This is a genomic window from Pseudomonas corrugata (assembly GCF_001269905.1).
In the GTDB taxonomy this organism is placed as follows: domain Bacteria; phylum Pseudomonadota; class Gammaproteobacteria; order Pseudomonadales; family Pseudomonadaceae; genus Aquipseudomonas; species Aquipseudomonas corrugata.
Genome location: NZ_LHVK01000005.1, coordinates 196302 through 219277, shown reverse-complemented (window position 1 = coordinate 219277; position 22976 = coordinate 196302). Strand labels below are relative to the sequence as shown.

The 22976-nt window shown below is 63.6% G+C and carries 20 protein-coding genes and 2 riboswitches; of the genes, 6 read left to right on the top strand and 14 right to left on the bottom strand.

From position 1 onward, the window contains the following. Nucleotides 1-40 precede the first annotated feature (40 nt). Nucleotides 41-1156, bottom strand: a complete 1116-nt coding sequence (locus AD665_RS07750) for a PilT/PilU family type 4a pilus ATPase (protein ID WP_053191596.1) — start codon at nt 1154-1156, stop codon at nt 41-43. A 123-nt stretch (nt 1157-1279) separates the two neighbouring features. Here AD665_RS07750 and AD665_RS07745 point away from each other — a divergent pair, with 123 nt between their 5' ends. Both AD665_RS07745 and AD665_RS07740 read left to right on the top strand, forming a co-directional pair. Continuing rightward, the gene (locus tag AD665_RS07745) at nt 1280-3817 is read left to right on the top strand and encodes a hybrid sensor histidine kinase/response regulator (RefSeq protein WP_053191595.1); all 2538 of its coding nucleotides are present in this window, start codon (nt 1280-1282) and stop codon (nt 3815-3817) included. Between the two features lie 42 nt (nt 3818-3859). Beyond that, nucleotides 3860-4135: a peptidylprolyl isomerase gene (locus AD665_RS07740; RefSeq protein WP_003182808.1), complete on the top strand. Its 276-nt coding sequence runs from the start codon at nt 3860-3862 to the stop codon at nt 4133-4135. A gap of 130 nt (nt 4136-4265) precedes the next feature. On the opposite strand, the gene AD665_RS07735 is transcribed toward AD665_RS07740, so the two are convergent. From AD665_RS07735 to cobW, 13 genes are all read right to left on the bottom strand, one after another. Then, nucleotides 4266-5183 carry a sugar kinase gene (locus tag AD665_RS07735; protein ID WP_053191594.1) on the bottom strand — a complete coding sequence of 306 codons (918 nt, stop codon included), beginning with the start codon at nt 5181-5183 and terminating at the stop codon, nt 4266-4268. A 174-nt stretch (nt 5184-5357) separates the two neighbouring features. Further along, nucleotides 5358-6575, bottom strand: coding sequence for an amino acid deaminase (locus tag AD665_RS07725; RefSeq protein WP_024781236.1), 1218 nt, complete (start codon nt 6573-6575; stop codon nt 5358-5360). A gap of 39 nt (nt 6576-6614) precedes the next feature. After that, a complete protein-coding gene (locus AD665_RS07720; RefSeq protein WP_024781237.1) occupies nt 6615-7379 on the bottom strand; it encodes an IclR family transcriptional regulator in 765 nt (254 codons plus the stop codon). A 134-nt stretch (nt 7380-7513) separates the two neighbouring features. Continuing rightward, entirely contained in the window at nt 7514-7900 is a 387-nt protein-coding gene (locus AD665_RS07715) for a RidA family protein (RefSeq protein WP_024781238.1), read from the bottom strand. 24 nt (nt 7901-7924) lie between these two features. Next, nucleotides 7925-8716: an amino acid ABC transporter ATP-binding protein gene (locus AD665_RS07710; RefSeq protein WP_053191592.1), complete on the bottom strand. Its 792-nt coding sequence runs from the start codon at nt 8714-8716 to the stop codon at nt 7925-7927. After that, a complete protein-coding gene (locus AD665_RS07705) occupies nt 8713-9375 on the bottom strand; it encodes an amino acid ABC transporter permease (protein WP_024781240.1) in 663 nt (220 codons plus the stop codon). Before AD665_RS07705 ends, AD665_RS07710 begins: the two co-directional genes overlap by 4 nt. A gap of 9 nt (nt 9376-9384) precedes the next feature. Next, complete coding sequence (locus AD665_RS07700) at nt 9385-10047, bottom strand: amino acid ABC transporter permease (protein WP_053191591.1); 663 nt, start codon at nt 10045-10047, stop codon at nt 9385-9387. A gap of 54 nt (nt 10048-10101) precedes the next feature. Then, on the bottom strand, nt 10102-10950 hold the full coding sequence (locus AD665_RS07695) for a transporter substrate-binding protein (RefSeq protein WP_053191589.1): 849 nt from the start codon (nt 10948-10950) through the stop codon (nt 10102-10104). A gap of 383 nt (nt 10951-11333) precedes the next feature. After that, on the bottom strand, nt 11334-12980 hold the full coding sequence (locus AD665_RS07690; RefSeq protein ID WP_053191587.1) for a phospholipase D-like domain-containing protein: 1647 nt from the start codon (nt 12978-12980) through the stop codon (nt 11334-11336). A 189-nt stretch (nt 12981-13169) separates the two neighbouring features. Then, a complete protein-coding gene (locus AD665_RS07685) occupies nt 13170-13781 on the bottom strand; it encodes a vWA domain-containing protein (protein WP_231995044.1) in 612 nt (203 codons plus the stop codon). A gap of 53 nt (nt 13782-13834) precedes the next feature. Then, nucleotides 13835-14839 (bottom strand): magnesium chelatase ATPase subunit I, encoded by a 1005-nt coding sequence (locus AD665_RS07680; RefSeq protein ID WP_053191585.1) that lies wholly within the window; start codon nt 14837-14839, stop codon nt 13835-13837. A 204-nt stretch (nt 14840-15043) separates the two neighbouring features. Next, nucleotides 15044-18805 carry a cobaltochelatase subunit CobN gene (gene cobN, locus AD665_RS07675; RefSeq protein WP_053191583.1) on the bottom strand — a complete coding sequence of 1254 codons (3762 nt, stop codon included), beginning with the start codon at nt 18803-18805 and terminating at the stop codon, nt 15044-15046. A gap of 3 nt (nt 18806-18808) precedes the next feature. Further along, nucleotides 18809-19873 carry a cobalamin biosynthesis protein CobW gene (cobW, locus tag AD665_RS07670; RefSeq protein ID WP_024781246.1) on the bottom strand — a complete coding sequence of 355 codons (1065 nt, stop codon included), beginning with the start codon at nt 19871-19873 and terminating at the stop codon, nt 18809-18811. A gap of 98 nt (nt 19874-19971) precedes the next feature. After that, nucleotides 19972-20186, bottom strand: a riboswitch (cobalamin riboswitch). Nucleotides 20187-20394: 208 nt separating this feature from the next. After that, a riboswitch (cobalamin riboswitch) is annotated at nt 20395-20617 on the top strand. A gap of 106 nt (nt 20618-20723) precedes the next feature. Between cobW and AD665_RS07665 the strand changes: the two genes are divergently transcribed. From AD665_RS07665 to cobM, 4 genes are all read left to right on the top strand, one after another. Continuing rightward, nucleotides 20724-20912, top strand: a complete 189-nt coding sequence (locus AD665_RS07665) for a CbtB domain-containing protein (RefSeq protein ID WP_024781247.1) — start codon at nt 20724-20726, stop codon at nt 20910-20912. Between the two features lie 11 nt (nt 20913-20923). Beyond that, a complete protein-coding gene (locus tag AD665_RS07660; RefSeq protein ID WP_024781248.1) occupies nt 20924-21631 on the top strand; it encodes a CbtA family protein in 708 nt (235 codons plus the stop codon). Beyond that, a complete protein-coding gene (locus AD665_RS07655; protein ID WP_053191580.1) occupies nt 21628-22032 on the top strand; it encodes a cobalamin biosynthesis protein in 405 nt (134 codons plus the stop codon). The genes AD665_RS07660 and AD665_RS07655 overlap by 4 nt, the downstream gene beginning before the upstream one ends. A 79-nt stretch (nt 22033-22111) precedes the next feature. Continuing rightward, entirely contained in the window at nt 22112-22858 is a 747-nt protein-coding gene (gene cobM / locus AD665_RS07650; RefSeq protein ID WP_024781250.1) for a precorrin-4 C(11)-methyltransferase, read from the top strand. The last annotated feature ends 118 nt before the right edge of the window (nt 22859-22976 follow it).

Below are 22976 nucleotides of genomic sequence, written 5' to 3'. Positions count from 1 at the left end.
GGGATAAATCCCCTCGCCACAGGGAATGTGCAAAACCCCATCAATCCATCAACCCCCACTCCCCCGCCGCCGGATCGGCCGCAGGCGCGGCGCCCGATTCGGCATGCAGTTTCAACCGCAGCCGCAGGTTGTTCGCCGAGTCGGCATTCTTCAGGGCTTCTTCCTCATCGAGCACCCCTTCGACTACCAGGTTGAAAAGGGCCTGGTCAAAGGTCTGCATGCCCAGTTCTTCCGACTTCTCCATGATGCCCTTGAGTTCGCCCAGCTCGTTGCGCCGGATCAGATCGGCCACCGTGGGCGAGCCGAGCATGACCTCCACCGCCGCCCGGCGCTGGCCGGTACGGGTGCGCACCAGGCGCTGGGACACGAATGCCTGGAGGTTGTTGCCCAGGTCGCTCAACAGCTGCGACCGGCGTTCTTCCGGGAAGAAGTTGATCACCCGGTCCAGGGCCTGATTGGCGTTGTGGGCATGCAAGGTAGAAATCACCAGATGCCCTGTGTCGGCAAAAGCCAGGGCGTGTTCCATGGTTTCCCGGTCGCGAATCTCGCCGATCAGCACCACATCCGGTGCCTGGCGCAAAGTGTTCTTGAGGGCGGCATGGAAACTGCGGGTGTCGACACCGACCTCGCGCTGGTTGATGATCGACTTCTTGTGCCGGTGGATATACTCCACCGGGTCCTCGATGGTGATGATGTGGCCGCTGCTGTTGCGATTGCGATAATCGATCAGCGCCGCCAGGGAGGTGGACTTGCCTGACCCTGTCGCGCCGACGAACAACATCAGCCCCTGCTTTTGCATGATGGTATCCAGCAGCACCCTGGGCAGCTTCAGGTCCTCGAAGCGCGGGATGTCCAGCTTGACGTTGCGGATCACCATGGACACGTCATTGCGCTGCTTGAAGATATTGACCCGGAAGCGCCCGACACCCGAGAGAGAAATGGCCAGGTTCATTTCCAATTCCCGATCGAACTCAAGGCGTTGTTCGGCGTCCATCAGAGACTCGGCGAGCCCGGCGATGTCACCGACCTTGAACGCCTGGTTGCCCAGGGGCTTGAGCACACCCTCGAATTTTGCACAGGGCGGTGCCCCGGTGGACAGGTAAAGATCGGAGCCTTCCTGGCTGGCCAGGATGCGTAACAAGGGATCGATTTCCATGGACTGAAACTTCCGCGAGATATCAATGAAACAAGCTGACCCGAGCACGTACCTCTGCAGACCAACCCGCGCTTACCTCCTTCAGAGGATAGTCGACGTGACACGCCACCCAGGGATTCCGTGATGAACGCAACACCCGCCAGCAGCGGCACACAGCGCCTGATCGACCGACGGGACTGGAGTTCCAGCCCGCTGGGCGCTGTCCAAACCTGGCCCCAGAGCCTGCGCACCGCCGTGGACATCGTGCTGCACTCGCCGATGCCGATGGCCTTGCTGTGGGGGCCGCAACTGATCCACTTCTACAACGACGCCTTTTCCCGACTGGCCGGTGATAAACATCCCCAGGCGTTCGGCCAGCCAACCCACACGGCATGGCCTGAACTCAAAAGCGTCAGCGCACCGATTTACCACAACGTGTTGCAAGGCCGCACACACACCAGCCGCGACCAGCAATGGCGCCTGCCCTTTGCCGGCCGCCTTTGCGACCTCTGGCTGGACCTGACCTACAGCCCCGTGCGTGACGAAGGCGGTGCCGTGGCCGGCATCCTGATCACCGCCATCGAGACCAGCGAGCGGCGACGCCTGGCCCTGGAGTTCGAACGCCGCTCCGAAGCCAGCCTCAAGGCCCAGCAGGAAAGCGAAGAGCGTCTGCAATTGGCCTTGGCGGCTGCCGATGCCCTGGGCACTTGGGACTGGGATATCAGCGAAGACCGCTTCATCGCCGATGCGCATTTCGCCCTGTTGCACGGTGTCGATCCCAGTCTGTCACGGCAATTGCCCATCAGTGCCTACCTCGAAGGCGTACACCCCGAAGATCGGGCTATGGTCGCCCGCAGCATCAAGCACTGCATCACCCACGGCACCGAATATGCCGAGGAGTACCGCCTGCTGCAGCCCGACGGCGAACTGCGCTGGGTCTTCGTGCGCGGTCGCTGCTACAAGGATCGCCACGGCCGGCCCAAGCGCTTTCTCGGCGCGGCTCTGGACCTGACCGAGCGCAAGCGCGCCGAACAGGCCCTGCGCCAGAGCCAGACCGAGCTGCAGCTGATCATCAACGCCATGCCGATCCTCATCAGCTATGTGGACCGCGAAGAACGTTTCCGCCTGAACAACAGCGCCTACCTGGACTGGTTCGGGCTGACCCCGCAGGAACTCTATGGAAAGACCATTCGCGAAGTGATCGGCGAGGAAGGCTATGCGGCCCGCGCCGAACAGATTGCCGCGGCCCTGGCGGGCAAGTCGTGCAGCTTCGCTGTCCAGTCGGACCACCGCGACGGCCGGCCGCGGCATGCGCTGACCAACTACCTGCCCCGTCATGGCGCGGACGGTGCCGTGAATGGTTTCTACATCTTTGTGATTGACGAAACCGAGCGCAAGAAAACTGAGGAAGCCCTGCGCAACCTCAACGAAACCCTGGAAGAACGGGTGATCGCCCGCACCCAGCAATTGGCCGAAGCCAATCACCGCCTGCAGAACGAAATGTTCGAACGCGAACGCGCCGAAGAAGCGCTGCGCCATGCCCAGAAGATGGAAGCCGTGGGCCAGCTCACCGGGGGCATCGCCCATGATTTCAACAATATGCTCACCGGCATCCTCGGCAGCCTGGACCTGATGCAGCGCTACATCGCCAACGGCCGTGCCGATGAGATCGGACGCTTCACCGAAGCGGCGGTGTCATCGGCCAATCGCGCAGCGGCCCTGACCCACCGGCTGTTGGCCTTTTCCCGGCGCCAGTCTCTGGACCGCAAACCGCTGGACGCCAACAACCTGGTCCTGTCCCTGGAAGACCTGCTGAGTCGCACCACCGGTGATCACATCGCGCTGCGCCTGCAACTGGCCGATGAGCTTTGGTCCGTCAGCACCGACGCCAGCCAGTTGGAAAACGCCCTGCTCAACCTGGTGATCAACGCTCGGGACGCCATGCCCGATGGCGGTGAACTGACCGTCGAAACCGCCAATATCTACCTCGACGGCAGCGACATCAGCACCCTGGAACCGGTCAAGGCCGGGGATTACGTGATGATTGCCGTCAGCGACAATGGCAGCGGCATGACCCCGTCCGTGCTGGCAAAGGCCTTCGATCCATTCTTCACCACCAAACCCATCGGCCAGGGCACCGGCCTGGGATTGTCGATGATTTACGGCTTTGCCCAACAGTCAGGTGGGCTACTGAACCTGGACAGCGTACCGGGCCAGGGCACACGAGTGCAGTTGTACCTGCCGCGGCTGCACGTAGCACCCGTCGAACAATCGACACAGCCCGCGGCTATGGAGGCTCCGGCGGCTATCGCAGGCGAAACCGTATTGCTGGTGGAAGACGACCCGGCGGTGCGGATGCTGGTTCTCGATCTATTGCAGGCGCTGGGGTATACCGCCCTTGAAGCCGAAGACGCCAACGCTGCCCTGCCGCTGCTGGAGTTGGACCAGCGCATCGACCTGCTGGTCACCGACGTCGGCCTGCCCGGCATGAATGGCCGGCAACTGGCGGAAATCGCCCGCCAGCATCGGCCCGATCTGAAGGTGCTGTTCATGACCGGTTATGCGCAGAAAGCCGCCGAACGCCAGGGCTTCTTGGAACAGGGCATGGACATGGTCGCCAAGCCTTTCACCCTCGATTTGCTGGCGAACAAGATTCGGACGATGATCAACCATGCCTCCTGAGTTGAGGCATAATCGCTCCCTTTTGTTCAGGTCACCGCTGCGATGAAAGCCCAAGCCCGCCATATTCTGGTGAAAACCGCCGAAGAAGCCGAACAGCTCAAACAACGCATCGCCAAGGGCGAAGCGTTCGATGTGCTGGCAAAGAAATACTCCACCTGCCCTTCCGGCAAACGCGGCGGCGACCTGGGTGAAGTGCGGCCGGGGCAGATGGTCGGCGTGATCGATGCGGTGATCTTCAAGAAGCCACTGCGGGTGGTACATGGGCCGATCAAGAGCAAGTTCGGGTATCACCTGGTGCAGGTGTTTTATCGGGATTGATATCGGGCCCAACGCAGGTCACATGTGGGAGCGAGCCTGCTCGCGATAGCGGTGGGTCAGTTGATATTGATGGTGACTGACACACTGCCATCGCGAGCAGGCTCGCTCCCACAGGAGGCTCTGCGGTGGTTCATGACCGGGGAATCAACGCCCCCGGCACCTGGATCACCCGACTCGCCAACAGATGCCCGGCCTCGGCGGCCTCCACCGGATTCCCGCCCATCAAACGGCGCGCCAGGTAGGCCGCGCTGAACGAGTCCCCCGCCGCGGTGGTGTCCACCACTCGTTCGACCAACTGGGCCGGTACTTCATACGATTGGCCATCGCACCGGATCAGGCACGCCTCGGCACCGCGCTTGAGCACCACTTCCGGGGTGCCGAGCTCTTCGTAGGCGGCGAACACCGCTTCGCTGTCGGCATGTCCGAACAGCGCCTGCTCGTCGTCCACCGTCAGCAGCGCCAGCCCCACATAAGGCAATACACTGCGGTAGGCCGCGCGGGCGGCGTCGACCGAGGCCCATAGCCTTGGCCGATAGTTGTTGTCAAACACCACCAGGGCGCCTCGCCGACGGGCTTCGATCAGGGTTTCGATGAGCTTGCTGCGTCCCTGCTCGCCAAGCACTGCCAGGGTGATGCCACTGAAATACAGCACATCGTAATCCGGCAACGCCGCCAGGATCGGCGCGGCGGCCGGCGTGGTAAAGCAATCGCGCACTGCCGCTTCGTTGCGCCAGTACAGGAACCGGCGCTCACCGGCCGCATCGGTCTGGATGCAATACAAACCCGGCAAGCGGCCGGGCAGGCGCTGGACTCGTTCCAGGCCGATGTTCTCCTCGGCCCAGCTCCGGCACATGGCATCGCTGAAGCTGTCGTCGCCCAGGGCGGTGACGTAGTCCACCGCCGCCCTGTCGCCCAAGGCGCGTGACAAGTAGACCGCCGTGTTCAGGGTGTCGCCGCCGAAGCTCTGCTGCAGACTGCCGTCGGCGCGTTGTTGCAGTTCGATCATGCACTCGCCGATCAGGGCGATGCGGGGTTTGGAGTGGCTCATGGATAATCCTGATGATTCGGTGGTGTCTGGCAGGCCGTCGTCGCGGGCAAGCCTTGCTCCCACAGGTCCTGCTCCCACAAGCCTCTTGGAGCAAGACCTATGGGAGCAAGACCTGTGGGAGCAGGACCTGTGGGAGCAAGGCTTGCCCGCGATAGGCGCAACTCGGTTTCAAGCCTAGAAACAAGTCTCCATGCTTTCGACCACCCGCAATTGCTCATCCACCAGGCATCCCACCCGCCATTTGTCGAAGGTCAGGCACGGATGGGAAGTACCGAACGCAATAATGTCGCCGATCCGCAACTCAACCCCCGGCGCCACCGTCATAAAGGCGTGCTGGTCCATCACCGCCGTCACCTTGCAGGCGCTCACATCGTCGCCGGCTATCACGTCAGATCCGGGTTTGTAACGCTTGAGCGGCACCGGCAACCCCGCGTCGTAGGCCACGTCGCGCTTGCCCAGGGCGATGACCGCGAAGCCCGGCTCCGGCAGCGATTGCACGTGGGCCCAGACCTCCAATGCCGGCTGCAGACCTTGGTGCAGGTCGCTGCGCCGTTCCAGTACGCAGCACTGGGCCTCCTTGTAAATGCCATGGTCGTGGGCCACGTAACTGCCGGGACGCAGCACGCTGAGGAAACGCCCGTGGGCATTGCGGGCCTCGAAGGATTCGGCGATCAGGTCATACCAGGCCGAACCCGAGGCGGTGATGATCGGTTTATCGAGGGCAAACGCGCCGCTGTCCTGCAACTGCACCGCCAACCCCACCAGGGACGCCGCGAATGCACGGATGCCGCTGACGGCGTGGTCACCATGGATCACCCCTTCGTAGCCTTCGATGCCGGTCAGGGCCAGCGCCGGTTGCGCCCGGATCGCCTCCGCCAGGGCCAACACTTCGGCCTCGCTCCGGCAGCCGCAGCGACCACCGACCACGCCGTACTCGATCATCACATTCAGCCGCGCACCGCGGGATGCGAAGTACTCGCCCAGGTCGGCAACGTTGTCCGGATGATCGACCATGCAGTGGAATTCGAACGTCGGGTCGGCCAGCAGATCGGCGATCAGTGCCATGTTCGGCGTGCCCACCAACTGGTTGGCCATCAGCACCCGCCGCACACCGTGGGCGTACGCGGCACGGGTTTGCACGGCAGTGGCCAGAGTCAGGCCCCAGGCGCCGGCATCGAGCTGCCGACGGAACAGCGCCGGGGTCATGCTGGTCTTGCCGTGGGGTGCCAGCTCGGCACCGCTGTTGCTGACGAACTGTTGCATCCAGCGGATATTGTGTTCCAACGCTTCGCGATGCAGCACCAGCGCTGGCAGGCTGACGTCGCGCAACAGGTGAGCGCCGACGGTGGCGGCGCCCTTCTCTACGGCAGCGTCCTGAATGGTAGAAGACATGGTCGAACTCCTCTAACGGTCGCGGGTGACCGCTATCGTCTATTCATTGATGCGCCGGGCCAGGCTGTTGGCGCTGTCGATCAGCACCCGGCGGTAGTCGGCGTAATTGTTCTTGGCGTCGGCCCGGGGGGCGACGATGCACAGGGTTGCAATGGCCACGCCGCCGGGGTCTTTGACCGGTGCGGCGAAGCAGTGGGTGAAGGTGTCGGCAACGCTGTCGAAGGAGAAAAATCCGTCGCGGCCGGCCTGGCGGATCTCCTTGATAAACTGCTCCACCGGCAGGCGCTCGCCGTCCGGCAGGATGAAGTCGTCGGGGTCGACGAGATCGACGATCTGCTGGTCGCTCAGATGCGCCAGCAGCAGGCGGCCGGAGGCGGTCCAGGGGATGGGCGCGTTTTCACCGATGTCCGATGAAATGCGAAAATGCCGCTCGCCTTCCTTCATCAGCGCCACCGTGTACTTGCGCCCGTTGAGCAAGCACATCTGCGCGGTTTCCCGGGTCTGGCGGACGATCTCCTGCAAGGCTTGATCGGCCTCGCGGCTCAAATCGAAATGCCGCAAATGCGCCTGCCCGAGAAAGTACAACTGGCGGCCCAGGTAGACATGGCCATCCTTGCCCACCGGCTCGAGAATGCGCCGTTCCAGCAACGATGCCACCAGTTCGTAGACCGTGGACTTGGGGCTGCCGATGCCGCTGGCAATGTCGTTCGGGCGCAGCGGCTGGCCGATCTCCTTGAGGAAATCGAGGATATCGAACGCCCGATCCAGTCCCCGGGCCCGGCGTTTGATGGTATCTTCGGTCATGTATTGGGTTCCCATTCAGTTGGCCGCGAGTGTAACCAGACAGCGGTGGCGTCTGGTAGATCGCTATCGCGGGCAAGCCTTGCTCCCACAGGCACAGCTTGATCTTGTGGGAGCAAGGCTTGCCCGCGATGGCCTCACTTTTTCTTGTAGGCCACACAATCGATCTCGACCTTGCAATCCACCATCATGCTCGCCTGCACACAGGCCCGAGCCGGAGCGTGTTCGGGGCTGAAGTACTCGCCGAACACCTTGTTGAAACTCCAGAAGTCCCGCGGGTCATCCAGCCACACACCGCAGCGCACCACATCCTTGAGCTCGTAACCGGCCTCTTCGAGAATGGCGATCACATTCTTCATGGTCTGGTGAGTCTGCTCGACAATCCCGCCGGCGATGATCTCGCCGTTCACCGCCGGCACCTGGCCGGACACGTGCAGCCAGCCATCGGCCTCGACGGCGCGGGCAAATGGCCGTGGCTGCCCGCCACCCGCGGTGCTGCCGGTACCGTAGCGCTTGATGCTCATGAGTGAATCTCCTTGTTCAATGGATTAAAAACGAGTGTTCTTGAGAAATTCCGCCAGGCGCGGTGACTGCGGCCGCTCGAACAGTTCCTTCGGCGGGCCCTGCTCTTCAATGCGCCCCTGGTTCATGAATACGATTTTGTCGGACACCTCGAAGGCGAAACGCATTTCGTGGGTCACCAGCAGCATGGTCATGCCGTCTTCGGCCAGGCCCTTGATCACGTTCAGCACTTCACCCACCAGCTCCGGATCGAGGGCCGAGGTGACTTCGTCGAACAGCATCAGACTGGGGTTCATGGCAATCGCCCGGGCAATCGCCACCCGCTGCTGCTGGCCACCGGACAACTGACCGGGAAAGTGGTTGCGGCGCTCCAGCAGGCCGACCCGCTCCAGCCACTTCTCGGCCAGGGCCACCGCTTCGTCCTTGGGCAGTTTTTTCACCTTGAGCAGGCCCAGGGTGACGTTCTGCAACGCGCTCAGATGGGGAAACAGGTTGAATTGCTGAAACGCCATGCCGGTCATCGCGCGGTGCCGGGCGATGACTTTTTCGGGATGGCGCACACGCTTGCCGTCGACTTCGTCATAGCCGATGGACTCACGGTCGAGCATGATCCGCCCGCCCTGGAACTCTTCCAGCATGTTCACGCAACGCAGCAGCGTGGTCTTGCCGGAACCGCTGGAGCCGATCAGCGTGACGACGTTGCCGCGCTGCATGCTCAGGTCGACGCCCTTGAGCACTTCCAGCGGGCCGTATTGTTTGCGCAGGCCGCGAATGTCGAGCAGCGGCTGGGCGTTGGAGGGAGTCGAAACGTCAGTCATGGCAAGGCCACCCGCTTTTCAATGTGCCGCCCGAGCAATTCGATGGCGTAATTGATGATGAAAAAGAGAAACCCGGCGAACAGGTAGAACTCCAGGGTCATGAAGGTCCGGGCGATGATCTGCTGGGTGCTGAGCAGCAGCTCGGCGACGCCGATCACCGACAGCAGGGTCGAGGCCTTGACGATCTCGGTGGAGGAATTGACCCAGGTCGGCAGGATCTGCCGCAATGCCTGGGGCAGCAGCACATAACCCAGGGCCTGGGAGAACGTCAGGCCGATGGCCTGGCTGGCTTCCATCTGTCCACGAGGCAATGCTTGCAAGGCACCGCGCACGATCTCGGCCACGTGGGAACCACAAAACAGCGTCAGGCCCAGGACACCGGCCTGGAACGCGCCGATCTGCCAGCCCAGCGCCGGCGCCATGTAGAAGCAGGCCAGCACCAGCACGAACACCGGTGTACCGCGAATCAGGTCGACATAGAAGCGAAACGGCGCGCGCATCCAGGTGCGGCCGTAGGTCAGCACCAGACCGGCAACCAGGCCAATCACCGTGCCCAGCAAAATCGCCAGCAACGAACATTGCACGCTGGTCAGGAACCCGGCCCACAGCGTCTCCCGGGCAACCCAAAGCTCATGCAACCAACTGGGGGATTCGTACATGGGACGCTCCTAACGGCGGATTGCCAGGCGCTGCTCGAAATACCGCAGCAGCATGGCAATGAGATAACAGGCCGCGACATACAGGGCCGTGGTCACCAGCCAGGTTTCGATCACCCGGTAGCTCTCCACGTTGATCTTGCGGGCGTAATAGGTCAGCTCCGGCACGGCAATCGCCGCCGCCAGGGACGTGTCCTTGAACAGCGAAATGAAGTTGTTCGACAAAGCCGGCAGCACGTTGCGCAGCATCACCGGCACGGTGACATAGGCTTTCACTTGCCACTCGCCCAGGCCAATCGCCAGGCCCGCTTCCCGCTGGCCCTTGTGGATGCTCATCAACCCACCGCGGAACACTTCGGTCAGGTAGGCCCCGGCGTACAACGACAGGGTAATGACGAACGACGGCAGCTTGTCCAGGCGAATGCCAAGGCTCGGCAAGGCGAAGTAGATCAACAGGATCAGCACCAGGATCGGCGTATTGCGGATCACCGTGACATACACCGACGCCAGCACGCGCAAGACACGGTGCTTGCTGAGCAGCGCGAATGCCATGGCCAGGCCGATCACGCAACCGATGGCGATCGACACCAGCGCCAGGGCAAGCCCCAGGCCAAGCCCCGCCAGCAAGGTGTCGAAATCGCGCCAGACGGCGGCAAAGTTCAACTGATAATTCATGGTCGGCAGTACCTTCGACGGGGCGCCCGCATGGGGTGCCCCGGGCTCACGGGATCATTTGAACTCAACGGGGAAACCGATGGCCGGCGACGGCAGGTCCACGCCAAACCACTGCTTGAACGATGCGGCGTAAGTGGGGAATTCCACGCCGGTCATGGCTTCATGCAAGGTGGTGTTGACGAAGTTCAGCCAATCCTGGTCGCCGCGCTTGACCGCGCAGGCATAGGTTTGCGGACTCCAGGCATACGCCGGGCTGCGATAGCGGCCAGGGTTCTGCACCATCAGGTACTTGACCGAGGACTGATCGGTGGCTGCCGCGTCGGCACGACCAGAGTTCACCGCCTGGTACATCAGGTCGACGCTGTCGTACTGGTCGACCTTGGCCTTGGGCAGCGCCTGGTGCACCAACTCTTCGGCGTAGACGTTCTGCAACACCGCGACGGTGACGCCGTCGCCGGCGGCCTTGAGGTCGTCGATTTCCTTGTACTTGCTGTTGGCCGGCAACAATAGGCCCACGCCTTCGCGGTAGTACGGCAAGGTAAAAGCCACTTGCTGGGCACGGCTGGCGGTCACAGTGATGAACTGGCAACTCATGTCCACCTTGTCGGTCAGCAGGTTGGGAATCCGCGCATCGGAAGACTGCACCACGAACTCGACTTTCTCCGGGTCGTTGAACAGGCCCTTGGCGACCATCCGTGCGATGTCGATATCAAACCCCTGCAACTTGCCATCCGCTCCCTGGAAGTGCCACGGCGCGTTGGTGCTGCCCGTGCCCACGATCAATTTCCCCCGTTGCAGCACGCTGTCCAGCTTGCTGTCGGCCGCCTGAGCGACACCCATGGCAGCCGTCGTGGCCGCGAAGAGAAAAACACACGCTTTGAACAAGGAAGGTCGGCGATGCATGGCAAGCACTCCAGGATGAGTTTATTCCGCTATAACGGAACATAGTATGTAACAACGGAATATACAGCAGAAAGTGTGCCACAGGCTGGACGCCCATGGGCGAGGAAAATGGAAAGTGAATGGAATCAGGGAGATGGAGAAATCGGCCGGGCGTGGACGACTTGGGACGTGATCCCGAGACTGCTACCGTTGGCTACGACGCGCGGGTAGCAAGGCCCCAAACCGGTGCCGCATGCCCTCTGTGGGAGCGGGCTTGCTCGCGATAGCGGTGGGTCAGTTGGAATTGATGCTGAATGTGAAGCCGTCTTCGCGAGCGGGCTCGCTCCCACAAGGGTCGGCGGTGCCGGGACTACTTGCGCTTGTAGCAATAATTGCCGCTGCCGCTAGCGGCCGCAAAACCTCACCCTCGACAACATCCGCAGATCCCCGTCGCGGTAATAGTCATCGCTCCAGCTGTCATCCACCGCCAACGGCCTGACCTGCTTGAGCGCAAGCTTCCTGGCGAAATAACGAAAGCGGTAATGCTCGTAGAAACGCAGCAGTTCCAGCCCGTAGCGGTCGGCCAGGTCGGTGTCGCCCTGAATGATGAGGTAGTTCTCGTCGTTATTGCTGCTGGCCGCGGCGCTGAGGTTGTGGCTGCCACTGATGATGGTTGGCGTGTCGCTGGTGAAGTCGGTGACGATGGCTTTGGTGTGCACCAGCAGGTTGCCCTTCTGGCCTTTCATGTTTTCCCTGAGCCAGCCTTCGAGCCCGGTGTTGAGCAATGCGGTGGCGGCGAATTCGGCGGTGCGGTCGGCATGGAATCCAGTGATGCGGCTGGTGGTGTTTTGCAGGCCGTAGCGCAGGACATCGTCGTTGGGCTGGCCGAGCAAGGCGTCAAGGATCCGGTCGGGCAGGACGAAGGCGGTAACGAACAGCAGGTCCTTGCGGGCGGCATTGATGATCTCGACGAAGCGGTCCAGGTCGCCCTCTCCCGTGCGCGGCGAGAACCCGGTGAATAACCGTTGCTGCGGGTCCATGGGGTTGCTCTGGGTCAGCCACTGGCGGGTGGCATCGACGTCCCGGGGTGCGGCCCAGATCTGCTCGAACACCTGGCGATAGCTGTCGCTCACCCGGGGGTCGTCCAGCACATGAACGACATTGGCCTGGCGGTAGACACCGTTGGCGGTGAAATTGGTGCTGCCGCAGAGCACGGCCTCGGGACGCGACGCACCGCTGCCATCGACCTTGCTCAAGACGATGAACTTGTCGTGGAAAATGCCTTGGGTCACCCGTCCCCGCTTGTTGGCCGGCGGCAGTTTTTCCAGGCTGGCCTCGTTGCGCAGTGTGGTGTCGTCGCCCGGCTCGGCATGGTACAGCACCCGCACCTGCGCGCCGCGGGTGAAAGCGGCATTCACCGCATCGATGATCACCGGCAGTTCGTACTCGTAGATGGCGATATCCAGGGCCCAGGTGGCATCCAGTGCCCGGTCGATGAAGCCGGTCAGGCGCCCCAGCAGACCGTTTTCCAGCCAGCGACGTGGTGCATCGGGCCAGTCGTCGATGGACAGGCTCCGGTTGGCACTGATCAACGCGTCCAGTTCGGGAAACTTGCGCTGGAACGCCTGGCTGGCGGCTACGGCACGATTGAAGATCACTTGCTGGTTGGCGGGTTGTCCGTTATCGCTGGTGACCGTGACCTCCAGGGACTCTCCCAATTGCGGTGCGTCGGGACTGCCGTAGGCCAGATGCACACGGTAATGAATGGTCACACCGGGATTGATGGCATAGTCGGCCCAGCGAAATTTCTGCAACGGCGCCTTGTCGCTGGGCGTGGCGTGGAACTGGGGGAAGGTGTGAGCCTTGTCGGGGAACGTCAGGCTGTTGAACAGGAACAACCAGGGCTTGTTGCCCTGCTGCTTCTCGATGGCAAACCCCAACAGGCCCTCGCGCCGCGATTCGGCCAGGTCCATGGCGAGCAGCACGCCATTGGTACCGGCATAGGCCTTGACCCGGAAGTCGTCCTGGGGGTTGGTGACGAGTATGCGCATGGTTCACTCCTGTGAAGTTGCCTCAGCATAGATCAGGGATTCGACTGGGGTAGATCGGGGACCGAGGTGATGCTATCGCGAGCAGGCTCGCTCCCACATGGGATGTGCTGTGAATACATGATTGATCTACGCCACAACTCCCTGTGGGAGCGAGCCTGCTCGCGATGGGGCCCATCCAACCAACGGATATCAGTCAGATACCCCATCATCAATATGCCGATACTCCGCCCCCAACTGCTCCGCCAACTGCCGGGCCCGGCCCAGGCGGATCGGGCCGCGCTCGATGTCGACCAACAGGCAGGGGCAATCGAGTGGCGAAAGCGGCAAGCCCTCCTTCACTCGCCCATCCGTCATCAGCAACACCCTTTGCTGCTCCGCTGGGTAGCGCTTGCGCCGGGCGACCAGCCAATGACCGGCCTCCTGCAGCGCCGCCAGCAACGGCGTACCGCCGCCGGCGCCCAGCCCGTCGAGCCAGTCGCGCAAACCGGCCGAGGCCTTGAGCCCCTGCACCTGCCAGTTCGGGACACTGCCGCTGGCCGTCAGCAGCGCCAGCCGGGCGCGCTGCCGGTAGGCGTCGTCGAACAGCTGCGCCAGCAGGCCCTTGCCATCGCTCAAGGCCCGATAACGACGGGTCGAGGCCGACGCATCGACGATCACCAGCCAGAGCTCATGGGGCGAGCGATGACGTGCCTGCCAACGCAAGTCTTCACGCAAACGCGGACGACCGTTCAACAAGGTGCCCGGCCAATTCACCACGCCGCTGGCCGCCGCTTTGCTGCGGCCTTGACGCCCCCGCTGCAACAGCCCGGCACGGGGTCTGGCATTCGCCCCCGCGGCCGAACGGGGGAGAATGCCTAGGGCTTTTTTGGCCAGCTCGGCACGTCACGCCGGGCGCCGGTCGGTAGCGCCTGGGCCGGCAGATCGCCCCACTGGCCCTGGCCTTCGCTCGGCTCGGCGGCTCGGTCGCCAGTCGAGGGCGCCTGGGACGGTGAAGGTGCCGGGACTGAGTGCCCACGCCGACGGTGGCGCAAGGCAAACTCGGCGACCGCATCGACGTCTTCGGCGGCGATAACCGGCGCCCCGCGCCAGGCCGCATGGGCCCGTGCGGCCCGCAACCAGACCAGGTCCGCGCGCAAGCCATCGACGCCGGCGGCAAAGCAGCGCTCGGTGATCTGCGCCAAGGCCTGATCGTCCAGGGGAATCTGTGACAAGCGCTCGCGAGCGTTCTGGCAACGCTCGCGCAGTTGGCCCTGGGCCGATGCCCATTGCGCGCAAAACGCCACGGGATCACTGTCGAAATCCAACCGTCGCCGAATGATCTGTCCGCGTTCCGTCGGCGCGGTATGACCGTCGAGGGCCACGTTCAGGCCAAACCGGTCGAGCAGTTGCGGGCGCAACTCGCCCTCCTCCGGGTTCATGGTGCCGATCAGCACGAAACGCGCCGGATGCCGATGGGAGATGCCATCGCGCTCGATCAGGTTGGTACCACTGGCGGCGACGTCCAGCAGCAGGTCCACCAGGTGATCGGGCAACAGGTTCACTTCATCGACGTACAACACGCCACCGTCGGCCTTGGCCAGCACACCGGGAGAGAATTGCGCACGCCCTTGCCCCAGGGCGGCGTCCAGATCGAGGGTGCCCACCAGTCGCTCCTCGGTGGTGCCCAGGGGCAAGGTGACGAACTGCCCACTGGCCAGCAGATCCGCCAGTCCCCTGGCAAGGGTCGACTTGGCCATGCCCCGGGGACCTTCGATCAGCACACCACCGATCTTCGGATCGATGGCGGCCAGGCACAGGGCCAGTTTCAGGTCATCGGCGCCGACCACGGCGGAGAGCGGGAAATGGGGGGTGTCGGTCATCGTGAGTTCTCGGGAGTGGTCGGTAAGTTCAGTGTGAACACAGCTCTGTGCCAAGGGGATTTATCCCCGCACTGTGGGAGCAAAGCTTGCTCGCGACAAGACGCCTCGATTTCTGAAGGACCGCACCGCCTGTATCGCGGGCAAGCCTTGCTCCCACAGATGACCTCGCCACAGGTTCTGCACATGGCCAGCTGATGGTACACATCAACCATCTTCTTCAATGTCGAGCAACAGATTCTCCAGCGCCTCGCGATACGCCCCCGGCGCCTGCCACATTCCCCGCTGCTGCGCCTCAAGCATGCGCTCGGTCATGTCCCGCAAGGCGTCGGGGTTGTGTTGACGGACGAAGTCCCGGGTGTCCGGGTCGAGCAGGTAGGCATCGGCCAGCAAGGCGTACTGGTGATCGTCGATCAGCTGTGTCGTGGCGTCGAAAGCAAACAGGTTATCCACCGTTGCCGCCAGTTCGAATGCGCCTTTATAGCCGTGCCGCTTGACCCCGTCGATCCACTTCGGATTGGCTGCCCGGGAACGGATGACGCGGTTGAGCTCTTCCTTGAGGGTACGGATCCGGGGCAAGTCCGGTTGGCTGTGATCGCCGTGGTAGCTGGCCGCGGCGGTACCACCGAGGGTTTCCACCGCCGCCAGCATGCCGCCCTGGAACTGGTAGTAATCGTTGGAATCGAGCAGGTCGTGCTCGCGGTTGTCCTGGTTCTGCAACACCGCTTGCACCTGGCCCAATCGCCGGGAAAACTGATCTCGCGCAGCGGTGCCTTCATCTGAGCCGCCGTAGGCGTAGCCGCCCCAGTTCAGGTACACCTCGGCCAGGTCTTCGCGACTCTGCCACAGGCGACCGTCGATGGCGCCCTGCACGCCCGCGCCATAGGCTCCGGGCTTGGCGCCGAAGATCCGCCAGCCGGCCTGCCGGGCGGCGGTTTCCGGCTCGACGCCCGAAGCCAGCAGGGCCTCCCGCTCGCTCCGCACCTTGGCCGCCAGGGGGTTCATGTCTGGCGGCTCATCGAGCGCGGCGACGGCCTGCACCGCCGCATCGAACAGCCGGATCAGGTTGGCAAAGGCGTCCCGGAAAAACCCCGATACCCGCAGCGTCACATCGACCCGGGGCCGATCCAGCAGGCTCAGCGGCAGGATCTCGAAATCATCCACCCGTTGGCTGCCCGTAGCCCACACCGGGCGTACACCCATCAGCGCCATGGCCTGGGCGATGTCATCGCCGCCGGTGCGCATGGTGGCAGTGCCCCACACCGACAGGCCAAGCTGGCGCAGGTGATCGCCGTGATCCTGCAAGTGCCGCTCCAGAATCAGGCTCGCCGACTGGAAACCGATGCGCCACGCCGTGGTGGTGGGCAGGTTGCGTACGTCCACCGAGAAGAAGTTGCGTCCGGTGGGCAACACGTCCAGGCGCCCACGACTCGGCGCACCGCTGGGGCCCGCCGGCACGAAGCGTCCGCCCAGGGCATCGAGCAGGCCGCGCATTTCCGCCGGGCCACAGGCATCCAGGCGCGGGGCCACGACGGACCGCAGACTCTCGATGATGCTGCTCACGTCCTGCCAACCCGGCGCTTCCAATTGCTCGACCCTGCCCTCCAAGGCCTGCTCGATCAAGCTTGCCGCAAACAGCTCCAGGCGCTCGCGGGTATCGCCGGCGGTGCGCCAGGGCTCATCGCTGACCTGCCGCAACGCCTCGGGACAGTCGCCAGCCCACGGGTCGGCCAAGGCGCAATCCAACGGATCGAAGCCCAGCCCGAACGCCTTCGACAGTGCCCGCAACAGGCTCGACTGCGCGCCTTTGCCATCGCCCCGGGGGATGCGCAGCAACGCCAGCAAGGTGTCGATGCGCAGCCGTCCGCCGGGCGATTCGCCAAAAATGTGCAGGCCGTCGCGGATCTGCGACTCCTTCAGATCGCACAGGTAGGTGTCCAGGCGCGGCAGCCAGATCGCCGCGTCCGCGTCGGCGTCCAATTGCAGCTCGCGATCGATATGGGTTTCGCGCACCAGGTTCAGGATGTCCCGCTGCAGCTCTCGGGCACGTCGCGGGTCGAGCAATTGCGCTTCGTAATACTCGTCGGCCAGCAACTCGAGGTTACGCAGCGGTCCGTAGGTTTCGGCGCGGGTCAGCGGCGGCATCAGATGATCGATGATCACTGCCTGGGTACGCCGCTTGGCCTGGGCCCCCTCGCCTGGGTCGTTGACGATGAATGGATAGATATTCGGCAGCGGTCCCAGCAGCGCGTCCGGCCAGCAGCTTTCCGACAACCCGACGCCTTTGCCCGGCAGCCATTCGAGGTTGCCATGCTTGCCGACGTGGATCACGCCATGGGCACCATAGGTATGGCGCAACCAGAAATAGAACGCCAGGTAGCCATGGGGCGGCACCAGGTCCGGGTCGTGGTAGACCGCACTCGGATCGACCTGATACCCCCGGGCCGGTTGGATGCCGACAAACGTCAGGCCCAGGCGCAGGCCAGCGATCATCAGGCGACCGGCGCGGAACATCGGGTCCGTCTCGGGCGCGCCCCAGCGCTCCAGCACCGCCTGGCGATTGGCCTCGGGCAGCGTGTCGAACATGGCCTGGTAAGCCTCCAGCGCCAGGCTCTGATGACACGGCCGCAGGTCGAGACTGTCCAGGTCGTTGCTGACCCCGCCCAGCAACTGCTGGATCAGCGCGGTGCCACTGGCAGGCAGTTCGGCGGGCAGCGGATAGCCCTCGTCCTGCATGGCCCGCAGGATGTTCAACGCCGCCGCCGGTGTGTCCAGACCGACACCGTTGCCGATGCGTCCATCCCGGGTCGGGTAGTTGGCGAGGATCAACGCCACGCGCTTCAGCCCATTGGGCAGGCGCGCCAGTTCGGTCCAGCGCCGGGCCAGCTCTGCAACGAAATCCATGCGCTCGGGCACGGCCCGGTAGCAGACCACATCACTCTGACTGCGCTCGCTGCGCCAGGCCATGTCCTTGAAGCTGATGGGGCGGCTGATGATCCGCCCGTCCAGCTCCGGCAAGGCGATGTGCATCGCCAGGTCCCGCGGGCCCAGGCCCTGCTCGCTGGCACGCCAACCGGGTTCGTTGTCCTGGGCGCAGATCGCCTGGATCACCGGGATGTTGCGACGAAACGGCCGCAAGTGCGGCGCTTCCGGGCTCGACTGGGCAAACCCGGTGGTATTGAGGATCACCCCTGCCTCGACCGCGTCCAGCCAGTCTTCGACCTGCGCCAGGCAACCAGGCTCCTTGAGGCTCGCTACCGCAATCGGTAACGGATTGAGTCCCGCCACTTGCAGACGCTGACAGAACACGTCGATGAACGCCGTGTTCGCCGCTTGCAGATGAGAACGGTAGAACAGCACCGCCGCCACAGGTTGATCGGCCTGCCAGCCGGCTTGCCAGTCGTCGAGGCTGGCACTGGTTTTCTGCGGATGGTAGATGGCCGTGCGCGGCAGGGTCCGCGGTTCAGCCCAGGCGTAGTCGCGACCGAACCACTGGCTGCCGAGGTTGTGAAACAGGTCCAGGGCGTTGCCTAGCCCACCCTGGCGCAAAAACTGCCAGAGCCGGTCGCGGTCGGCGGCGGGCACGTTGCTCAAGTCGCTGAGTTCCGGGTCCGGACGGTCGTCCCCCGGCACCAGGATCAGCGTCACCCCGCGCCCGGCCAGCTCCATCAAGCGCTCGATGCCGTAGCGCCAATAACCGATACCGCCGTGCAGTGACAACAGGATGACCTTGGCGTGACGCAGCACGTCCTCGACGTAAAGATCCACCGAAGCGTGGTTCTGCACCTGCATCGGGTTGGCGAGGCGAAACTGTGGGTAATCATCCGGCAACTGCCGCGCCGCTTCGGCCAACAGCGCCAGGCTGGAATCGCCGCTGCACAGGATCACAAGCTCTGCGGGGGTTTGCCCCAGGTCGGCGATGTTGTCGTTCGAGACGAAGCCGCCGGGCTGAGTCCTGAGCAGGTGCATGACTTAGACGCTGAGGGCGGCGCGCAGTTGCGCTTCAAGCAGCCCGGCATCCAGCGCCTGGCCGATCAACACCAGACGCGTTACCCGTGCTTCGTCGGCGTTCCACTGCCGGTCGAAATGCTTGTCGAAACGCGTGCCAACCCCTTGGATCAACAGGCGCATCGGCTTGTTCGGGATCGCCGCGAAACCCTTGACCCGCAGCACGCCGTGCTGGACCACCAATTGGGTCAGCGCGTCCAGCAGCAGGCTTTCGTCGGCCTGGGGCAGCTCGATGGAAATGGAGTCGAAGGCGTCATGATCGTGGTCATCGTCGTCGCCGTCATGGTGGTGATCGTGATGACTATGGCGGCTATCGATGTGCTCTTCGGAACCGGCACCCAGGCCGATCAGCACTTCCAGCGGCAGGCGACCGTTGCTGGCTTCGATGACCTTGACCGCCGGTGGCAGTTCTTCGGCCACTTCAAGACGGACTTTCGCCAGGTCTTCCGGGCTGATCAGGTCGGCCTTGTTGAGGATCACCAGGTCGGCGCTCGCCAACTGATCGGCGAACAGTTCATGCAGTGGCGACTCGTGGTCCAGATTCGGGTCGAGCTTGCGCTGGGCATCGACCTGATCGGGGAAGGCGGCGAAAGTGCCGGCGGCCACGGCCGGACTGTCGACCACGGTGATCACCGCATCGACGGTGCAGGCACTGCGGATCTCCGGCCACTGGAAGGCCTGGACCAGCGGCTTGGGCAAGGCCAGACCGGAGGTTTCGATGAGGATATGGTCGAGGTCGCCGCGCCGGGACACCAGCTCGCGCATCACCGGGAAGAACTCTTCCTGCACGGTGCAGCACAGGCAGCCGTTGGCCAACTCATAGACGCGGCCGCTGGCTTCTTCTTCGGTGCAACCGATGGAGCACTGCTTGAGGATCTCGCCGTCGATGCCCAGCTCGCCGAACTCGTTGACGATGACCGCGATACGTCGGCCCTGGGCATTGTCGAGCATGTGTCGCAGCAGCGTGGTCTTACCCGAGCCGAGGAAACCGGTAACGATGGTGACGGGAAGTTTGGCCAGTGTTTTCATCGGATGCCCTTTGGCAAGGTGGCGGGCAAACGGGACGACAACCGCAGGCACAGGCGTGCGCGGAAGATTTCGCCACCGGATCACCCCGCCCGGTTGTAGTGAGAATCTGTCTCGAGGCAGGTCTCCTGGCTGACGGCGGGCCGGTCCCGGCTTTTCATAGAAAGCCCTGGCAATTCCTGCGCCTTCCCGTGCTGCATGCACAGTGGCCTGGCAGGAACGTCACCGTTCACAGTTGCGGGGGCAGCCGCGGCTTGGACCGCGTTCCCTTCTTAGCTTCGGCGCAAACCGAAGAACCTCGAAGGCGCAAGGCTACGCAGGGTGTGCGGGCGGGTCAATGTCTGCAAGCAGGCTCAAGGACAACTCATACCATGGGAGCAAGGCTTGCCCGCGACAAACGATGACGTGGTTTGCTCCATAGCACCGCGTCGTCTGGATCGCGAGCAAGCTTTGCTCCCACGGTAGGGTGTTCCCACATCAGATCCAGTTGCTGACAATTGACGCCCCACCCCGCCCCATGCTCTCCTGTGCGCCTAGTTACGGGTGCCCTTCACAGGGTGAAACGGGAAACCGGTGAATCGTGTGCTTTACTTCAAGGCCACGTCAGTCCGGTGCTGCCCCCGCAACGGTAAGCGAGCGAAGCGTCAGATCCACTGTGCCTGATGGCATGGGAAGGTGACGCTTGCAGGCAAGGCCCAGGCCCTGCCCCTCGTGAGCCCGGAGACCGGCCCATGACTCAAACATCAACAAACCCGCGGTGGGCGGGCGCTGTTCGGATCCTGACGGGCCTTGGCCCGGGGTTTCATTGCGCTCGATCTACCCACTGGCCAAGACAAGAACAGAGGGAAGCGCCATGTCGACCATCAGCACCACCGCCCGCACCGCCAGCAACACCACGACCCTGAGCCAGCGCCTGAGCGCGGCGATCCTCGCCTCGATCCTGGGGGCTGGCCTGGTCTATTTCGCCGGTTTCTCCCACATCGAGGCGGTGCACAACGCGGCCCATGACACCCGCCACAGCGCCGCCTTCCCGTGCCATTGAGACCTGCCGACATGATCAAGCGTATCGCGCAAACCGCCGGGTTCAGTGGTTTGCTGGCCGCCCTGCTGCTGACCCTCCTGCAAAGCCTATGGGTTTCGCCGCTGATCCTGCAGGCCGAGACCTATGAAAAAGCCCCGGCTGCCGAAGCCCCTGTCGAGGCCCATCAGCATGCCGACGGCGTCGCCCATACCCACGATGCCGAAGCCTGGGAACCCGAAGATGGCTGGCAGCGCGTGCTGTCCACCACCGGTGGCAACCTGGTGGTCGCAGTGGGTTTCGCCCTGATGCTCGCGGGCCTGTACACCTTGCGTACACCTACCCGCACCTCCCAAGGCCTGCTCTGGGGCCTGGCCGGTTATGCCACCTTCGTCCTCGCGCCGACCCTTGGCCTGCCGCCGGAACTGCCCGGCACTGCCGCGGCCGACCTGGCTCAACGACAGATGTGGTGGATTGGCACCGCAGCGTCCACGGCCGTGGGCATCGCCCTGATCGCGTTCGGCAGGCATTGGCTGCTCAAACTGCTGGGCGTGGCGACTTTACTGGTGCCCCATGTCATCGGCGCACCGCAGCCGGAAGTCCACTCGATGCTGGCGCCCGAAGCCCTTGAAAGCCAATTCAAGATTGCCTCGCAATTGACCAACGTCGCGTTCTGGCTGGCCCTCGGCCTGATCAGCGCCTGGCTGTTCCGCCGTGACGGTCAAGCTCACCACGAGGCATGAATAGCGGGCAGGTGCTGGTGGTCGGCCTGGGCTGCCAGCGCGGTTGCCCGGCCAGCGTGTTGCGCGCGTTGCTGGATGAGGCATTGCTGAACCACGGCATCGCGCTTGAAGCGGTGGGGGCCCTGGCCAGTATCGATCTCAAGTGTGACGAACCAGGCCTGCTGGCATTGGCGGGGCAACTGGCCCTGCCGCTGACCTTCTTCAATGCCGGCCAGTTGTCGGGTTACCGGGAACGCCTCAGCCACCGCTCGCAGATCGCTTTCGAGCGCACCGGTTGCTACGGCGTTGCCGAAAGCGCGGCACTGGCCCTCGCCGAACAACTGGGGCAGACCGCTGCCACCTTGCGTATTCCTCGCCAGAAGTGCGCCCAGGCCACACTGGCATTGGCGGTCGCGTCGTAAAAACCGATAATCGCCCTCCATGGATCATGAGCGATCTTCATTCAGGCATCGCTCTCCCCTCTTTTTTCAGGAACCGGTCATGACCGTCTACTTCATTGGCGCCGGCCCCGGCGATCCGGAACTGATCACCGTCAAGGGCCAGCGGCTGGTGCGCAGCTGCGCGGTGATCATTTATGCCGGCTCCCTGGTGCCCGCCGCCGTGCTCGAGGGCCATTGCGCCGAACAGGTGATCAACAGCGCTGAACTGCACCTGGAACAGATCATCGCGCTGATGGTGACAGCCCATCGCCACGGTCAGGACGTCGCCCGGGTGCATTCCGGCGACCCGAGCCTGTACGGCGCTATCGGCGAGCAGATACGTTGCCTGCGGGAACTGGGCATCCCCTTCGAGATCGTTCCCGGAGTGACCGCGACCTCAGCCTGCGCCGCCCTGCTGGGTGCCGAACTGACCTTGCCGGACGTCTCCCAGAGCGTGATTCTTACCCGCTACGCGGACAAGACCGCGATGCCCGCCGGTGAAGAACTGGCTAGCCTGGCGCAGCACACAGCGACCATGGCGATCCACCTGGGGGTCAATCATCTGGAAAGAATCGTCGAAGAGTTGTTGCCCCACTACGGCGCGGACTGCCCGATTGCCGTGATTCACCGGGCGACCTGGCCGGATCAGGATTGGGTCATGGGGACGCTGGCCGACATTGCCGCAAAGGTGCAGGCCAAGGGCTTTCGCCGCACGGCGCTGATTCTGGTGGGACGGGTGCTGGGCAACGACGTGTTCAGCGAATCATCGCTCTACCGCGCCGGGCATGCCCATCTCTACAGGCCCTGACCGCTCAATATCCACTGTCTGTGGGAGCGAGCCTGCTCGCGATAGCGGTGGATCAGGCAGAAATGATGTTGAATGTACCGCCGCAATCGCGAGCAGGGCTCGCTCCCACAGAGTTCTG

What these genes read in the sequence shown, in the direction of transcription:
- AD665_RS07750 (WP_053191596.1), bottom strand. Translation starts at nt 1,156, where the DNA reads ATGGAAATCGATCCCTTGTTACGCATCCTGGCCAGCCAGGAAGGCTCC.
- AD665_RS07745 (WP_053191595.1), top strand. Translation starts at nt 1,280, where the DNA reads ATGAACGCAACACCCGCCAGCAGCGGCACACAGCGCCTGATCGACCGA.
- AD665_RS07740 (WP_003182808.1), top strand. Translation starts at nt 3,860, where the DNA reads ATGAAAGCCCAAGCCCGCCATATTCTGGTGAAAACCGCCGAAGAAGCC.
- AD665_RS07735 (WP_053191594.1), bottom strand. Translation starts at nt 5,183, where the DNA reads ATGAGCCACTCCAAACCCCGCATCGCCCTGATCGGCGAGTGCATGATC.
- AD665_RS07725 (WP_024781236.1), bottom strand. Translation starts at nt 6,575, where the DNA reads ATGTCTTCTACCATTCAGGACGCTGCCGTAGAGAAGGGCGCCGCCACC.
- AD665_RS07720 (WP_024781237.1), bottom strand. Translation starts at nt 7,379, where the DNA reads ATGACCGAAGATACCATCAAACGCCGGGCCCGGGGACTGGATCGGGCG.
- AD665_RS07715 (WP_024781238.1), bottom strand. Translation starts at nt 7,900, where the DNA reads ATGAGCATCAAGCGCTACGGTACCGGCAGCACCGCGGGTGGCGGGCAG.
- AD665_RS07710 (WP_053191592.1), bottom strand. Translation starts at nt 8,716, where the DNA reads ATGACTGACGTTTCGACTCCCTCCAACGCCCAGCCGCTGCTCGACATT.
- AD665_RS07705 (WP_024781240.1), bottom strand. Translation starts at nt 9,375, where the DNA reads ATGTACGAATCCCCCAGTTGGTTGCATGAGCTTTGGGTTGCCCGGGAG.
- AD665_RS07700 (WP_053191591.1), bottom strand. Translation starts at nt 10,047, where the DNA reads ATGAATTATCAGTTGAACTTTGCCGCCGTCTGGCGCGATTTCGACACC.
- AD665_RS07695 (WP_053191589.1), bottom strand. Translation starts at nt 10,950, where the DNA reads ATGCATCGCCGACCTTCCTTGTTCAAAGCGTGTGTTTTTCTCTTCGCG.
- AD665_RS07690 (WP_053191587.1), bottom strand. Translation starts at nt 12,980, where the DNA reads ATGCGCATACTCGTCACCAACCCCCAGGACGACTTCCGGGTCAAGGCC.
- AD665_RS07680 (WP_053191585.1), bottom strand. Translation starts at nt 14,839, where the DNA reads ATGACCGACACCCCCCATTTCCCGCTCTCCGCCGTGGTCGGCGCCGAT.
- cobN (WP_053191583.1), bottom strand. Translation starts at nt 18,805, where the DNA reads ATGCACCTGCTCAGGACTCAGCCCGGCGGCTTCGTCTCGAACGACAAC.
- cobW (WP_024781246.1), bottom strand. Translation starts at nt 19,873, where the DNA reads ATGAAAACACTGGCCAAACTTCCCGTCACCATCGTTACCGGTTTCCTC.
- AD665_RS07665 (WP_024781247.1), top strand. Translation starts at nt 20,724, where the DNA reads ATGTCGACCATCAGCACCACCGCCCGCACCGCCAGCAACACCACGACC.
- AD665_RS07660 (WP_024781248.1), top strand. Translation starts at nt 20,924, where the DNA reads ATGATCAAGCGTATCGCGCAAACCGCCGGGTTCAGTGGTTTGCTGGCC.
- AD665_RS07655 (WP_053191580.1), top strand. Translation starts at nt 21,628, where the DNA reads ATGAATAGCGGGCAGGTGCTGGTGGTCGGCCTGGGCTGCCAGCGCGGT.
- cobM (WP_024781250.1), top strand. Translation starts at nt 22,112, where the DNA reads ATGACCGTCTACTTCATTGGCGCCGGCCCCGGCGATCCGGAACTGATC.